Origin of the sequence: Butyrivibrio sp. WCD2001 (genome assembly GCF_000424485.1) — a bacterium.
Lineage (GTDB): Bacteria > Bacillota > Clostridia > Lachnospirales > Lachnospiraceae > Butyrivibrio.
Genome location: NZ_AUJZ01000001.1, coordinates 472540 through 488210 on the forward strand (window position 1 = coordinate 472540; position 15671 = coordinate 488210).

A 15671-nucleotide genomic window follows, 5' to 3' on the forward strand; every position below is an offset into this window, starting at 1 on the left:
GTTACCCATAAGAAATAACCTACTTTCTAAAAAATTGCATAATTATAGCGCACGATGCGGCATCACATTTCTCTCCTGTCTCATCAATGCGCAAACTCCTACTACATGTAACATAATATCATATATCCACGATTTAAGATACCCATTTTCCCCATAAAATAAGCCTTTGGAAACTCTTTGTTAAAGAATTTTCAAAGGCTTGAAATCTAGATAGTCCCCGGAAACGAGACTATATTTTATTCCGTCAAATTTTCCTAAAAGACTGTCGTGAAATCTCTCTTTTCCATGACAATGAGCATAAATTACCTGTTCTGCCCCGTAGGCCTGTGCCATAAACGTAAATCTGCTTGTTCTTTCATCAATTGAAGTTGGCGGATAGTGCAGAAACATGATGAATTTATCAAACCCGTCTGCCCTTGCCGCTTCAAAAGACACCTTTAGTCTTTTTGCCTCACGTTCAATCAGCATATCGGCGTGCTGCCTTGTATCGAATCCTTCATAACAATATCCCTTGGTCCCTACCAGTGCGTAGTCCCCATAGGGATAGTAGTTATTTTGTAAAAACAAAAGCCTTCCATTAAACATATCATTAAGGCGCTGGGTTTTCTTAGCGTTCCAGAAATTATCATGATTTCCGCGAATAAGTATTTTTCTTCCGGGGAGTTTTTCTATAAACTCAAAATCCTTTTCACAGTTCTCAAGTCCCTTGCCCCAGGTATGGTCCCCCACCAGCACAAGCGTATCATCGTCAGTGATCAGCTTGTTGCAATTCTTTTCTATCTTCTTTTCATGGTTCTTCCACACCTTCCCGAAAATATCCATATTCTTGTCGGACTGAAAGGAAAGGTGCAGATCACCAAGTGCAAAAAGCGACATAAAAACCTCACTTATAATTCTTTATTTTCTGCTTTTCGAAAAACTCATCGATATTGGCGATAAGATCAGCAGGAGGCATGGTTTTAAGCAGATATTTCTCAGGTTTAAGTGAAATGACCTGAGCTACGCTCTCCTTATCATTTTTAACGGTAAGGAACATAACAGGTATATCACTTGTTCCTGACTCGCTCCGAAGCATCTCAAGAACCTTGGGCCCTGTAATAACGGGCATCTCATAATCAAGCAGAATCAGGTCAACCTTGTTCTTAGCAAGGAAAGTGATGGCATTCATTCCGGAATTCACCATGAAGACCTGATACTTTTCCGACAGCCAGCTCTTAATTGTCCTCAGCATTGTGCCGTCATCATCAACAACAAGAATCTTCTTTTTCTGCAGGCGCACTTCCTCATTCTGGACAACAGCAGTCATTTTACTTCCGAGCTCTTTTACATTGACCGGTCTCTCAAAAACCGCAGCGATTCTGTCCTGTGAGATTTTTGAATATATCTTTTCAAGTTCATCACTGGATCCTATCACACTTATGGAGATATCATCTTCAACTGATTTATCCTTCAGATACACAAAAAGCTCCAGCATCTCATCAATGTCATCAACATAAATAAGATATACAGACGGTTTATCTTCCATTCTTTCAATCTGAGTTACATCTGCATCCGCGCGAATTACCTCAAAGTCTTCCGCCTTAAGCTCCTTTTCAATCGAAGTTACCATAAAGCTCTTCTTACCACCCACAAGCAGTACTCGTTTATCCATAAAAACCCCTCTCATATTTTAAAGAAGTTCCAGAAGTGCATCTCTATCAACAGCAGCCATCAATTCCACAATTTTATTATATTTATCTTTATAGTCATCCGGAATACTGTAATCGGACAGCATCTTCATTATTCCATCAGCCGTGTCAAAATCGTAGGCTTCCAATAATTCTTTCATATCTGAAAAAGCGCCTTCAAGTTCATCTACCGGTATTTCAGGAAGGTCAGTTTCTTCGCTCTTTTCAATTGCGGGCTGAAGTTTATCCTTATAGCTTCTGTAAAGAGCTAGAAGCTCAGGAGTCTTTTCCTTTATCTCTTCAGTACTCTCATCATTACCGCATTTTTCAAGATATGCGGCATCTTCAGAAAGCTTCATCGCACCAAGCAGCCTGGCTGAACTTTTCAGTGCATGAACAGCAACCGTATAATTTCTGTAATCATTATCTGCTGCAAATCGTTCAATATTATCAGCCTTCGAATCTATGGACACATGGAATTCCTCTATAACATTTTGAAGAATATCAAGGCTTCCGCAGTTTTTTAATGCCTCCTCGTAGTCTATACCTTCTATGGTTTTATAAAGCTTTTGTCTCTCATCGTTCTCATCTTTATCATAGACGTCTTCTGATTCTTCCTCAAGTATCAGCTTTTCAGGAGGCAGATATGTCTTAAGCATATCCTCCAGAAGTCCGCCGTCAATCGGTTTTGAGAGATAATCATCAAAACCAGCTGCCATATATTCCTCTCTGGCACCTGCACCTGCATTTGCCGTAAGTGCGATGCACGGAGCATCAACAGATAGATTTTCCTCCATCTTCTTCATTGCAGCGAGGGTTTCAAGGCCATCCATTTCCGGCATTCTATGATCTATGAAAATCGCATCATATTTTTTATTCTTTACCTTTTCAAGCGTCTCCCTTCCACTCTCAGCGGTATCAATCTGTATCTGCGTTGTCTTTAGAAGTCCCTTTACGACCGTTAGGTTCATCGGTGTATCATCAACCACAAGAATCTCCGCCTCGGGAGCTTTAAATTTCTCATGGTACTTTTCAAGCGTTTTTAGATACTCCTTGTACATCTCTTTAAAGTCTCCCAGTTCTTCCCAGGATACAACCTGCTGTCGCACTTCAAATGAAAAATCAGAACCCTCTCCGTATACGCTCTTTACTTCAAGTCTCGTATCCATGAGCGCAAGCAGCTTTTTAACTATGCTCATTCCAAGGCCGGTACCCTCTATTGAACGATTCCTGATTTCCTCAATCCTTTCGAAGGGTGAATATAGCTTATTTATATCCTCTTCCTTTATTCCTATACCGGTATCAACCACCTGAAATCTAAGCATAATGTTCTTATCATCTACTTTTCTGTAGCTGATGTTGAGTGTAACACTTCCTTCCTCGGTGTACTTTACAGCATTTGAAAGCACATTGGTGGCACATTGCTTTATTCTGATCTCATCTCCGATAAGAACAGTAGGCAGCGTCTCATCTATATTAAGTTCGAGTTTAAGCCCCTTTTCTTCGGCTTTTACAGCCACCATATTTATGAGGTCGTTTATTGTTGATCCCAAATGATACTGCACCGGAAGAATATCCATTTTACCTGCTTCAATCTTTGAGAAGTCCAGTATGTCGTTTATTATTCCAAGAAGAGAATTTCCGGCGCTTTTTACATTATTTGCATACTCAAGAATTCTGTCATTATCCGACTCCCTGAGTATCATCTCATTCATTCCGAGGACTGCATTTATGGGAGTCCTTATTTCATGAGACATATTAGATAAAAAGGACGACTTTGCTTCACTGGCCTTTTGCGCAACCTCGAGCTCCTTTTCAAGCTCCTGTTTCGCTTTTAATCGTCCTATATAGTCCTCTATGGAATGAACCGTGGTTTGCATGGATTCATGAAGAACCTGTATCTCATCACCTGTTTTTATTGTAAGATTGTCAACCTTTTTTCCTACCTCAAGCTTTGTATCGTCATCAGCATTGGCGTAGTCATACATAAAATCAGACATACGTCCGATAGGGCCGCCTATGACCATCTTCGTGTAAAAATTTGCTATTGAAGCAAGCGGCACACCCACGCACATCATGAGTAGTATCATCTTAATATCAAAGCTAAGAGCTGCATCATCAAATTTGAAATCAAGGTCTTTAATTTCCTGAACCATATCTTCGGTATTTTCTATATGGACCGGTTCACGTCTCTCAATACCTCCCACAAACATATTTTTCAGGTCCGGGAAAAGGATCATCATATAAACAGCAACAGCTATACCAAGAATTAGCTCAAGTGCGATGATAATAGTAGTAATTTTAACACTTAATTTTGTCTTTCTGACGTTCTTCTGTAGCTCCTTGTTTTCTTCATACGCCTTAGTATAAGCAATCCCAATTGGGAAAAATATTTTTATAAAATCGGGTGCTTTTGACAGAATGATATATACAACAAGTACTGAGAATATTACAGAATACACATCCCTGCAAATATAGTCGATAAAATGAGAGATATTGGAAAGATCATATCTTCCGACCTGTACCACTGACAGGCAGGCATATTCGATAAGTGTAGTAATAAGAAGTGTCGCAATGCAGGCAATAGCAGTCTTTTTAATATTTTTAAAAAACATATATTGTGCAAAAATGGAAATGCATAGCGTTGCAACAAGATAAATCGACATATTGTAAGCTGTTGTAAGCGCTGAAACGATAGAGACAACGAAAGCTATCATAAACGAAATCATGCCAAAGAAATAACCAAACAGACCACCGACAAGAAGAAACGGCAACAGATAAAATGTAAACAAGATCTTATCGTCATGTACATACATAAACTTATCGCCATACAGGGAAGTATAAACACATAATGACGTAAGGATTATCCATATAAGAGCAGAAACGCATTTATATACAGCACTTATTTTTTTTACTTTATTATCCATAGAGACCTCGCTTATTTCCTAAGCCTGTTAACGTTTCTATAAATAATAATAACGCAGTGCAAACAATGAAGTCCACACTGCGAATTATTAAAAAAGCGTAAATAAATTATCGTTCTTAAAGGTTAAAATCTAATTAAAAAGAAACTTTTAAATCAATTCAAAGTCTTCAGAATTATCAGTAGTTGAGTCAAATCCAACAAACACCTTGAAGTCCCCGGGCTCACTGTCATTTTTATTCTCGATTGTCCAAAACCTCAGCATATCTTCAGATATATCAAAACTGATTTCTTTGGATTCTCCGGGTAATAATGAAACCTTCTTAAAGCCTTTAAGTTCCTTAATCGGTCGAACTCTGCTCCCTACCATATCACGTATATAGAGCTGAACTGTCTCTGTTGCCTCATGGAAGCCTGTATTCCTTACAGTCACCGTTGCTCTTATAAAGTCATCCTCATCCGCTTTATTCAATGTATTCTTATTCAAGATGACATCGGATATTTTAAACTGCGAATAGGTAAGTCCGAATCCGAATGGATACCTGGCCTCATTTGGACAATCAAGGTATCTTGTAGTGAAAATTGTAGGTCCTTCGGAAGGCTTAGGCCTTCCGGTTGAAAAAGCATTGTAATTTAAAGGCGCCTGCGCCGCACTATAAGGGAAGCTCATGGAAAGTTTGCCGGATGGTGAATAGTTACCGCCAAGTACATCCATAATTCCATGGCCACCTTCGGTTCCTGGTCTGAAGCATATCATAAGAGCATCAGATTTCTCCGGAATATTTTCAAGCTCAAGTGGTCTTCCGCAAAAGATAAGAGTAATGATATGTTTTTCATTTCTAAACTTCTTGCAGATTTTATCAAAAATTTTCTTTTGAGCTCTGGGAATTCTTAGATCCGTTTTACTTGTGGACTCTCCTGACTGACCAATATGTTCTCCGAGACAGAACACTATCTCGTCAGCCCACTCTGCTACTTCCATGGCTTTCTTAAACAGCTTTTTGTTTTTTTCTTTTTCTTTTTCATCCGAAAAAGTTCCGTTCATAAACTCATCGCCGTTTGATGCTATAAGACATCCTTTTGCGACTTTAATTTTGGTATCTGTATCATCGTACAGCTCTTTTGCCGCCTTTTTTACAGATACAGCATCCTTAGAATCACAGGATATAGCCCAGGAGCTGTGAAGATTTTTCTCATCTGAATAAGGGCCTATAAATGCTATTTTCTTTTCAACCAGAGGAAGTGCATTATAGTCGTTCTTTAAAAGAACAAGCGACTTTCTGACAGCATCTCTTGCTATCTCACGATTTTTATCAGAAAGACATTCTTCTCGTTCTCTTATTGCAGAAGCGCCTCTGAACGGGTCCTCAAAAAGACCCAGATCATTTTTCAAAGTAAGAACCCTCATAACAGCTTCATCCAGAAGATCCTTGGAAATTTTTCCTTCATCCAACAGCTCTTCAAGATTTCTTCCGTAGCTTTCCGTGCACATGTCAATATCGACACCCGCCTTCATGGCAAGCTCTGCTGCTTCCTTTAGATCCTTTGCAAAGCCCCAGGTTGCCATCTCAGCAACAGCTGCCCAGTCAGAAATAAGAACTCCGTCAAACTCCATCTCATTTCTGAGTATATCTCTCATAAGCCATGTATTTCCTGAGGAAGGGATACCATTAAGCGTATTAAAGCTGGTCATCACAAGTCTTGCACCTTTTTTTATTCCTTCAGCGTATGCAGGCAAATACTGATCTCTGAGCATGGATTCAGACAGCTCAACACTGTTATAATCTCTTCCCGATGTAGCAGCACCATAGGCAGCAAAGTGCTTCACGCAGGCTGCAATATGATTTATATCTTTTAAGTCTTTTCCCTGGTAGCCTTCTACCATTGCAGAGACCATCTTGCCATTGAGACAAGGATCCTCACCGGTTGACTCAAGAACTCTTCCCCATCTTGCATCCCTTACAAGATCCCCCATGGGAGAAAATGTCACATGTACGCCTTCTGCGGCAGCTTCTCTTGCCTGAACCTCAGCTCCCGTTTTGGCAATCTCAGGATCAAACGTAGCACCTTGTCCGAGCGGGCAGGGAAATACAGTTTTGTGACCATGAATAACATCCAACATAAACAAAAGCGGAATGTGGTGCGGATGCTTATCCATGTACTTTTTCTGAATTTCTATGATCTTCTCCGCGCCCCAAATACCAAGAGTACTTCCAACAAGACTCTTTTCTTCCTCGCTTGCACCTTCATCACTAAGGCCTGTTACTGCAGCATTTTCCTCAAAGGCCTGTCCCGGAAGCTGAACCAGCTGCAACACCTTTTCTTTAAGTGACATATCATCAAGGAGCTTCTTTAAATCTTCGTTTTTCATGTGTAATCCCCTTTTTATACAAAAAATTTACGCTGATGTACTTTTTATTACATACATCAGCGTAATTAATTCTAATATATTTTCAATTAAATTGCATCAAAAGTATTTCTGATTTCTCTTATGAAATCCTCGGAATTAAGCTTTTTAGCATTGGGATTGGTAGTAATGAGAAGAAGATCTCCTGTCATCTTTCCATCCTCAATAGTCTTAAGTGTTGCTTTTTCCATCCTATCAGCCCAATCAATAAGTCCCTGTATTCCATCAAGTTCTCCGCGCTTTCTCATCGCGCCTGTCCATGCAAAGATAGTTGCCACAGGATTGGTAGAAGTCTCCTCACCCTTCAGGTATTTGTAATAGTGGCGCTGAACGGTTCCGTGTGCTGCCTCGTACTCATATATTCCTTCCGGAGAAACAAGAACTGAAGTCATCATTGCAAGAGATCCACATGCAGAAGAAACCATATCACTCATTACATCTCCGTCATAATTCTTGCATGCCCAGATGAATCCACCCTTTGACTTCATTACACGTGCAACAGCATCATCAATAAGTGTGTAGAAATATTCAATACCTGCTGCATCGAATCTGTGCTTATAGTCCTTCTCAAAAGTGGTATCAAAAATTTCTCTAAATCTAGCATCATAGGTCTTACTGATAGTATCCTTTGTTGCAAACCAAAGATCCTGCTTGGTTGAAAGAGCATATTCAAAACAAGCCTTTGCAAAGCTCTTTATTGAGGCATCCTTATTGTGGATTCCCTGAATGATACCGGGGCCGTCAAACTCCTGTATTGTCTGTCTTATCTCTTTGCCGTCTTCCCCTGTAAATACAAGCTCTGCCTTGCCTGCTCCGGGAACAGCAATTTCAACATTTTTATATACATCGCCATAAGCATGTCTAGCGAGAGTTATGGGTTTTTCCCAGGTTTTTACATTTGGCTCGATACCCTTAACAAGGATCGGTGCGCGGAAAACTGTTCCATCAAGCATCGCTCTGATTGTACCGTTTGGACTCTTCCACATCTGCTTGAGATCATACTCCTCAACACGTGCTGCGTTTGGCGTAATGGTTGCACATTTTACTGCAACACCATACTTTTTTGTGGCATTGGCACTGTCTATAGTAACCTTATCATCTGTCTCGTCACGATACTTAAGACCAAGATCATAATAATCACTCTTAAGCTCGATATAGGGTTCAATAAGTTCTTCCTTGATCATCTTCCAGAGAATTCTGGTCATCTCATCCCCGTCCATCTCAACAATGGGTGTAGTCATTTTAATTCTGGACATATAAGCTCCTCTCCTTAGTTAAACATTTCAAGTAAACCATTCTTAACCATATTATCATAAGCACTGTGCATGTGCCTATTGGCAATTTCTTCGGCCCTGTCGGGATCTTTATCTCTTATGGCCTCCATTATACTGCGATGCTCATTATTGGAATCCTTACCTCGGCTACCGGTTAAAGTCTTCTGTCTTATGAGCCATACATATTGATGATAATCCTTTAAAAGATGCTCAAGCATCTTCGAATTGCATGATTCATAAAGAATTGTATGGAATCTGTTATCAAGCTCTGCAAGCTGATCAAAATGGCCCTTTTTCTCATGAAAATCAGCCAGATAAACTATCTCTTCAAGCTCTTCAAGCTGTTCCTTTGTTATATTCTCGCAGGCCCATCTTGCACAAAGTCCCTCAAGTCTTGAACGAATCATATAAATGTCTCTGACATCAGAAGCACTTATACCTACTACATACGCTCCTTTGTTCGGTATTATCTGAACCAGGCCTTCAAGCTCTAGTTGGCGCAGAGCTTCTCTCACCGGCGTCCTGCTTACTCCAAGCTCTTCGCCGATTGCTACTTCCTTTAATTCCTCATGATCTTCATATTTACCATTCAAAATATCCTCTCTTATCCTGTGAAAAACACGGCCCCGAAGAGAATATTTATCGGTAACTTCCTGTTTTAAATCTTTCTTTTCCATGATTTCACCTTTGCCCCTCATCCGCCCTTCGGGCACCTTCCCCCCAAGGGGAAGGCATTATTTGATTGAGCCATCCCGAACTTCGATACCGATTAGTTTTGATACTTCATCTATTTTGGCTGTGAGTTCTTCGTCATACATAACGGTTACACGGCCGTTCTCGTACTCACCGTCAACCCATTCCTTCAATATCTGAACAAGCTTGGAATCCTTACCAAGTGCTGCATCATCCTTAAGGTGATAGTGAACGTTTATCCAATGTGCAATTCCCGCAAGACCCGAAGTGTTGGAAACCGCGCTTACCGGAGGTCTTCCAAGGAACTTATCCGTATCAAAGATATTATAAATCTCCTCGTTCTTTAGAAGTCCGTCAGCATGGATACCGGCTCTTGTCACGTTAAAGTTTTTACCTACAAAAGGTGTCTGAGGCGGAATCTTGTAACCAAGTTCCTTCTCGTAATATTGGGCAAGATCTGTTATAACGTGTGTATTCATGCCGTTTAGTGTGCCCTTTAACTGCGCATACTCGAAGATCATAGCTTCGAGAGGTGTATTTCCCGTTCTCTCTCCTATACCGAACAGAGAAGCATTGACTCCTGAACAACCATAGAGCCATGCAGTAGTCGAATTGGACACTGCTTTATAAAAATCATTGTGTCCGTGCCACTCAATGAGCTCACTGGGAACACCTGCATTTGTGTTAAGAGCATATATAATACCTTGTACGCTTCTGGGAATAACAGCACCCGAGAAATTAACGCCATAGCCCATCGTATCGCAGGCACGAACTTTAATCGGAATACCATACTCCTCGCGAAGCTTCATAAGCTCAACACAGAAAGGAACAACAAATCCGTAAATATCAGCTCTTGTAATATCCTCAAGGTGGCATCTGCAGGCAATACCTTCTTCAAGACAATCTCTGATTACACTAAGGTAGTGATCAAGTGCCTGTCTTCTTGTCATTTTAAGCTTCAGGAAAATATGATAATCAGAGCAGCTTACAAGAATTCCGGTTTCCTTCATTCCAATCTCTTTTACAAGCTTGAAATCCTCTTTGCTGGCTCTAATCCAGCTTGTTACTTCAGGGAACTTATATCCCCTCTCCATACATTTATAAACTGCATCCCTGTCCTTCTTGCTGTAAAGGAAAAACTCACTTGCCCTGATCATGCCGTTAGGGCCACCGAGCTCATGAAGCATATCATATATCTTTACAATCTGCTCTGTGGAATACGGAGCTCTTGACTGCTGACCGTCGCGGAAAGTAGTATCTGTAATCCAGATATCCTTTGGCATATTATGCGGAACAATTCTATCATTAAACGGAATCTTCGGAACCTCATCATAAGGGAACATGTTTCTGAAAACATTGGGCTTTTCAACATCGTCCAAAATATACATATGCTCTTCAATCTGTAAAAGATTGTTGTGCTCATTCATTGTCACCGGTCTGTTCTGGAAAGTCTGATCCTGCATTTCTGGTTCCTCCTAAAAACACCTAACTTAATAGAATTCATTAAAATGATTTTAAATAATTGTTTTGCATTATTGTATACAATAATACCATATATGTCAACGCGTTAATGCAATAAAGTGCAACTTATAAAAAATACCCACGGAATATTTTCCGTGGGCTTTCTGTTTATCTGAGTTTGAATTGATTTATCAGTCTAGTAAGGTCTTCCGATTGCCGGGTAAGCTCTTGGGAAACATTGCTGGATTCCTGGGCTGTTTCGGAGTTGCTTTGGACAACCGTTGAAATCTGATCAATACCGTCATTGATTTCCTCCATGCTGGCTGCCTGTTGCTGTGCCATCTCTCCCGTCTCTACTATCATACCTGTAATTTCTTCAACTGAGGACTGCATCTGCTGAAGAGCATCGGTGGTTTCTCCTACTACGTCATTTCCGTTTCGGATTTCTTCCATAGTATCCTGAATTAGCTGATGTGTATTCTTTGCAGCCTCACTACTCTGACTGGCAAGAGTACTGATCTCTTCTGCAACAACCGCAAATCCCTTACCAGATTCGCCGGCTCTTGCTGCCTCAATTGAAGCATTAAGAGCAAGCAGCTGCGTCTGCTTTGCAATTGATTCAATAGTATTGGTTACCTGTTCGATTTCATTGGATGCCTCAGTAATCCTAATCATCGCATCCGTTACAAGATGCATCTTTCGTGCACTTGCATCAGCATCATCGCGAACTCTGTCCGCCATCTGCCTTGATCTCTCAGCTGTTTCTGCCATAGTCTTAGTCTGAGCTGTAACCGTAGCAACAGATGCCGTTAGTTCTTCAACCGCTGCCGCCTGATCCGTTGCACCTTCAGCAAGGTCAGTTGCTCCCCTGCTCATGCCGTTTGCACCTTCGGATACATGATTAGATGATTCCCGTACATGTGAAAGAGTATCTGACAGTGAATCTGTAATATTGTTAAGAGCTTCATTTATGGGTGCAAAGTCTTCTTTATAAAGTTCAGGATGAAGCGTTCCCTGAGTAAAGTCACCGTCGGCAACCATTTTCAAAGTTTCCCTGATATCGGAAACAATCTGAGCTGTTACAGCTGTTGAAGAATTCAGATCACTTGCCAGTTTACCAAGCTCATCCTCTGATGTGTAATCAATATTGATATCAAGATTACCTCTGGACATCTGATCAGCAGCCTTGGAAATCTCCTCAACAGGTGCCAGGATTGAATAGGACAGTTTCTTCTTAACATCCACAATATAGATAAGTACCATCGCAACTATGATAAATGTGATTATGGACATTATAGCTCCGATAATAAGCGAATTTCTGTAGGCAGCAGCTGCAGCTTCAGTAGTTGAACTTGAAACTGTCTTAAAGTCTTTTACAGCAACATCTATTGAGGGATAAAGGGTATCATTAAAATAGTAGAACAAATCATCTGAAGAGGATCCATCCGTAAACATATTTCCTAGTGTTTTCCCATTGTTTTCTACTGTTATTAAATCATTAGAAACAGTATTTATGGCATCGTCGTCATCGGAAATAGCAGCAAGCTTAGTTAGGTTGTCGCTGAACTCGCCAAACTTTTCCATAGCTTTACCAAGCTGTTCCTCTCTTATAGCATCATCAGGTGATGACAGCGCCCAAAGAAAAGCCTTTGACAGCGCCTGCATATCAATTCTGATATCTGCCTGAATAGTATTCATATTGTAATACTTACGATAGATAGTTCTTATGGAAACTACAGCAAATGCCAGGGTTAATACAAGAATTGCTATAGCAACACAGAACATGATAATGATCTGCTTGAACGTGGAATTGAACTTCTCCTGCACGCTCATGTCATGCATCTTTTTTTCGTTGACTTTCACAAGATTTTTTATACCCATAATTGTCTCCGTTCATATTCCGGCGCATACTCGAAATTATTGATATTTCCCGCCCCTCCAAACAAAAAAATGTTACACATACATTTTAACAGACTAATCGAAATATGCATGGATTTGTATACGATTTTTCAAAAATTTAATATTTCGTTTATGATTAAATAAAATAACCTGCAGCAGAATAATCTGTTGCAGGTTATATAATGTTATTTTACTTTGACTTTATAGGTTTTTGTAAATTTACTGTAATACTTCTTGCCATCATACTTTTTGTAAGCTCTTACTTTTATGTAGTACTTTCCTTTGGCAAGTTTACTTAACGTATATGTCTTGTTTTTTGTATCAATGTCTTTCCATGAGCCGCCACTCTTTTTGTAACGAATCTGATATCCTGTCGCATAAGAAACCGCTTTATATTTTATCTTAAGAGTCCCCTTTGTAGCCCTAAGAGAAGAAACAGTTACTTTTGAAGCCTTAACCTGCTTCATCTTTTCAAGGCCGCTCGGATTTCCGACAGTAACTTTGCAAACTGCTATAACATTTCCAACAGCGTTTTTGGCTTTAATTTGAGTCTTACCAACTTCTACAGCAGTAATATAAGCTTTATTGTAGGCACCCTCATCTCGATCTACGGTTGCCACAGTGATATCATCGCTCTCCCAGTAAATTGTCTTATCCTTAACAACAACCGGTGTAGCTATCCCTTCGACGGTCTCTACTTCTCCGGGATCAAGTTGTATCTCATTCACCGTAAGCGAAAGTTCAGAATATGCATCTCCTGCTGTTACGGCTAATACAGATCCGGCATATTCTACATCTTCCATGCCAAAGCCCTTAGCAAAGACGAAAATGAAAAGTGCAAATACCAGCCCAACTACTACCTGTTTAAAAATTTTTCCCCAATTCATATATGTCCCTCCTTATAGTTATTTCATAACAATGTTGCAAATCTTTCCGGGTACATAGATCTCTTTGATAATATTTCCATCAAATTTTCCGGATATAGCTTCTCTCGCCTTGGCAAGAACCTCATCCTTAGGATCGTCCTTACCGATAGAGATTGTAGCTCTTACCTTACCGTTAACCTGTACAGCAATTTCTACAGTGTTTTCAACTGTAAGCGCCTCATCAAACTCAGGCCATGTCTGCTGATAGAGTCTGCCCTCTCCGCCGATCCTCTGCCATATCTCCTCAGTAATATGAGGTGCAACAGGATTAAGCATTGTGATAAGAGTCTTGTACTCAGCCTTAGTAACAGCATTTTTCTTATAAAAATCATTTATAAGCGACATCATTGCTGCAATAGCTGTGTTGTACTTAAGGTTCTCGAAGTCACTTGAAACCTTCTTGATTGTTCTGTGCATCTCACCCTTAAGCTCTTCTGAGTACTCATCACCATCTACCATAATATCCTGGAGTTTCCATACTCTTTCAAGGAATCTTCGACAGCCCTTAACACCATCATCTGACCATGATGCAGCAAGATCAAATGCACCGATAAACATCTCATAAGTCCTGAGTGTATCAGCACCGTAATCCTCAACGATATCATCAGGATTAACGACATTACCGCGGGATTTACTCATCTTCTCGCCGTTCTCACCAAGGATCATACCGTGGCTTGTTCTCTTCTGATAAGGCTCTGATGTAGGTACTACACCCTGATCATAGAGGAACTTGTGCCAGAATCTGGAATACAGAAGGTGAAGTGTTGTATGCTCCATACCTCCGTTATACCAGTCTACGGGAAGCCAGTACTTAAGTGCTTCCTTGCTTGCAAGTGCTTCCTTGTTTGTAGGATCTGTATATCTGAGGAAGTACCAGGATGAACCTGCCCACTGAGGCATAGTATCTGTCTCTCTCTTTGCAGGGCCTCCGCAGCAAGGACATGTGGTATTAACCCAGTCTGTCATAGCAGCAAGCGGTGACTCTCCGTTATCCGTAGGCTCATAGCTGTCTACTTCGGGAAGAAGCAACGGAAGCTCTGATTCATCAATCGGAACAAATCCGCACTTTTCGCATTCAACAATCGGAATAGGCTCGCCCCAGTATCTCTGGCGGGAGAATACCCAGTCACGAAGCTTATAATTTACCTGTGCATGTCCGATCTTCTTTTCCTCAAGAAATGAAATCATTTTTTCCTTGGCATCGTTTACGGAAAGACCGTTGATGAAGTCTGAATTGATAAGAACTCCTGTAGCAACATCCGTAAACGCAGCTTCGTTAACATCAACCTCTTCGCCATCCTTAGCCACAACCTGAATAATAGGAAGACCGAATTTTTTAGCAAACTCCCAGTCTCTGTCATCATGTGCAGGAACCGCCATGATAGCACCTGTACCATAGCTCATAAGTACATAATCGGAAACCCAGATCGGAATCTCTTTTCCGTTTACGGGATTTATAGCTTTAAGACCGTCAATCTCTACACCGGTCTTATCCTTTGCAAGCTCGGCACGCTCAAAGTCGGATTTCTTTGCTGCTTCTTCTCTGTATGCAAGAATAGCATCAAAATTGTTTATCTTATCCTTGTACTTATCAAGATAAGGATGCTCAGGAGAAACTACCATGTAAGTTGCTCCGAAAAGAGTATCACATCTTGTGGTATAAACAGTAAGCTTATCCTCTGTACCGGCAATCTCGAAATCAACCTCAGCACCGGTTGAACGTCCGATCCAGTTTTTCTGTGAAACCTTAACTCTCTCGATATAATCAACGCCGTCGAGACCATCAATAAGCTTGTCAGCATACTCTGTAATCTTCAGCATCCACTCACTCTTAACCTTGCGGACAACCTCTGATCCACAGCGCTCGCATACGCCGTTTACAACTTCCTCGTTGGCAAGACCAACCTTACAGGATGTACACCAGTTGATGGGCATCTCCTTTTTATAAGCAAGGCCCTCCTTGAAAAGCTTAAGGAAAATCCACTGTGTCCACTTGTAGTAATCGGGATCTGTTGTATTTATTTCTCTGTTCCAGTCAAAGGAATAACCCAAAGAATGAAGCTGATTCTTGAACTTCTTTACATTATTGGCTGTTACGATCTTAGGATGAATATGGTTCTTGATCGCATAGTTCTCTGTAGGAAGACCGAAAGCGTCCCATCCCATGGGATAAAGAACATTATATCCCTGCATTCTGCGCTTACGCGCAACAATATCAAGCGCTGTATACGGTCTGGGATGACCTACATGGAGTCCCTGTCCTGAAGGATACGGAAACTCAACAAGCGCATAATACTTAGGCTTGGAATAATCATTACTTGCAGCAAATGCATTCTCATCATCCCAAACCTTTTGCCATTTCTGTTCAACTTCTTTGTGATTGTATAACTCTGACATTTATGATACCTCGGCTTTTATTGA

General features: G+C 40.7%; 10 protein-coding genes. All 10 read right to left on the minus strand.

Going from position 1 to position 15671, the window contains the following annotated elements:
* Positions 1 to 180: 180 nt before the first annotated feature.
* Entirely contained in the window at positions 181 to 876 is a 696-nt protein-coding gene (locus G630_RS0102065; RefSeq protein WP_026497579.1) for a metallophosphoesterase, read from the minus strand.
* Positions 877 to 883: 7 nt separating this feature from the next.
* Entirely contained in the window at positions 884 to 1651 is a 768-nt protein-coding gene (locus G630_RS0102070) for a response regulator (protein WP_022759844.1), read from the minus strand.
* 18 nt (positions 1652 to 1669) lie between these two features.
* A complete protein-coding gene (locus G630_RS20330) occupies positions 1670 to 4594 on the minus strand; it encodes a response regulator (protein WP_049946037.1) in 2925 nt (974 codons plus the stop codon).
* Between the two features lie 147 nt (positions 4595 to 4741).
* Positions 4742 to 6961, minus strand: coding sequence for a glycoside hydrolase family 3 N-terminal domain-containing protein (locus G630_RS20335; protein ID WP_044958411.1), 2220 nt, complete (start codon positions 6959 to 6961; stop codon positions 4742 to 4744).
* An 86-nt stretch (positions 6962 to 7047) separates the two neighbouring features.
* Positions 7048 to 8253, minus strand: a complete 1206-nt coding sequence (locus G630_RS0102085; RefSeq protein WP_026497580.1) for an NADP-dependent isocitrate dehydrogenase — start codon at positions 8251 to 8253, stop codon at positions 7048 to 7050.
* A gap of 14 nt (positions 8254 to 8267) precedes the next feature.
* Entirely contained in the window at positions 8268 to 8948 is a 681-nt protein-coding gene (locus G630_RS0102090; RefSeq protein ID WP_026497581.1) for a GntR family transcriptional regulator, read from the minus strand.
* A gap of 57 nt (positions 8949 to 9005) precedes the next feature.
* On the minus strand, positions 9006 to 10427 hold the full coding sequence (locus G630_RS0102095; protein WP_026497582.1) for a hypothetical protein: 1422 nt from the start codon (positions 10425 to 10427) through the stop codon (positions 9006 to 9008).
* Between the two features lie 166 nt (positions 10428 to 10593).
* Positions 10594 to 12306, minus strand: coding sequence for a methyl-accepting chemotaxis protein (locus tag G630_RS20340; RefSeq protein ID WP_049946038.1), 1713 nt, complete (start codon positions 12304 to 12306; stop codon positions 10594 to 10596).
* A gap of 203 nt (positions 12307 to 12509) precedes the next feature.
* A complete protein-coding gene (locus tag G630_RS0102105) occupies positions 12510 to 13211 on the minus strand; it encodes a fibronectin type III domain-containing protein (RefSeq protein ID WP_026497583.1) in 702 nt (233 codons plus the stop codon).
* Positions 13212 to 13229: 18 nt separating this feature from the next.
* Entirely contained in the window at positions 13230 to 15647 is a 2418-nt protein-coding gene (gene leuS, locus G630_RS0102110; protein ID WP_026497584.1) for a leucine--tRNA ligase, read from the minus strand.
* Positions 15648 to 15671: the final 24 nt, after the last annotated feature.

Coding starts and splice junctions, on each gene's coding strand:
- G630_RS0102095 (WP_026497582.1), bottom strand. CDS start 10,427: ATGCAGGATCAGACTTTCCAGAACAGACCGGTGACAATGAATGAGCAC.
- G630_RS20335 (WP_044958411.1), bottom strand. CDS start 6,961: ATGAAAAACGAAGATTTAAAGAAGCTCCTTGATGATATGTCACTTAAA.
- G630_RS0102105 (WP_026497583.1), bottom strand. CDS start 13,211: ATGAATTGGGGAAAAATTTTTAAACAGGTAGTAGTTGGGCTGGTATTT.
- leuS (WP_026497584.1), bottom strand. CDS start 15,647: ATGTCAGAGTTATACAATCACAAAGAAGTTGAACAGAAATGGCAAAAG.
- G630_RS20330 (WP_049946037.1), bottom strand. CDS start 4,594: ATGGATAATAAAGTAAAAAAAATAAGTGCTGTATATAAATGCGTTTCT.
- G630_RS0102070 (WP_022759844.1), bottom strand. CDS start 1,651: ATGGATAAACGAGTACTGCTTGTGGGTGGTAAGAAGAGCTTTATGGTA.
- G630_RS0102065 (WP_026497579.1), bottom strand. CDS start 876: ATGTCGCTTTTTGCACTTGGTGATCTGCACCTTTCCTTTCAGTCCGAC.
- G630_RS0102090 (WP_026497581.1), bottom strand. CDS start 8,948: ATGGAAAAGAAAGATTTAAAACAGGAAGTTACCGATAAATATTCTCTT.
- G630_RS20340 (WP_049946038.1), bottom strand. CDS start 12,306: ATGGGTATAAAAAATCTTGTGAAAGTCAACGAAAAAAAGATGCATGAC.
- G630_RS0102085 (WP_026497580.1), bottom strand. CDS start 8,253: ATGTCCAGAATTAAAATGACTACACCCATTGTTGAGATGGACGGGGAT.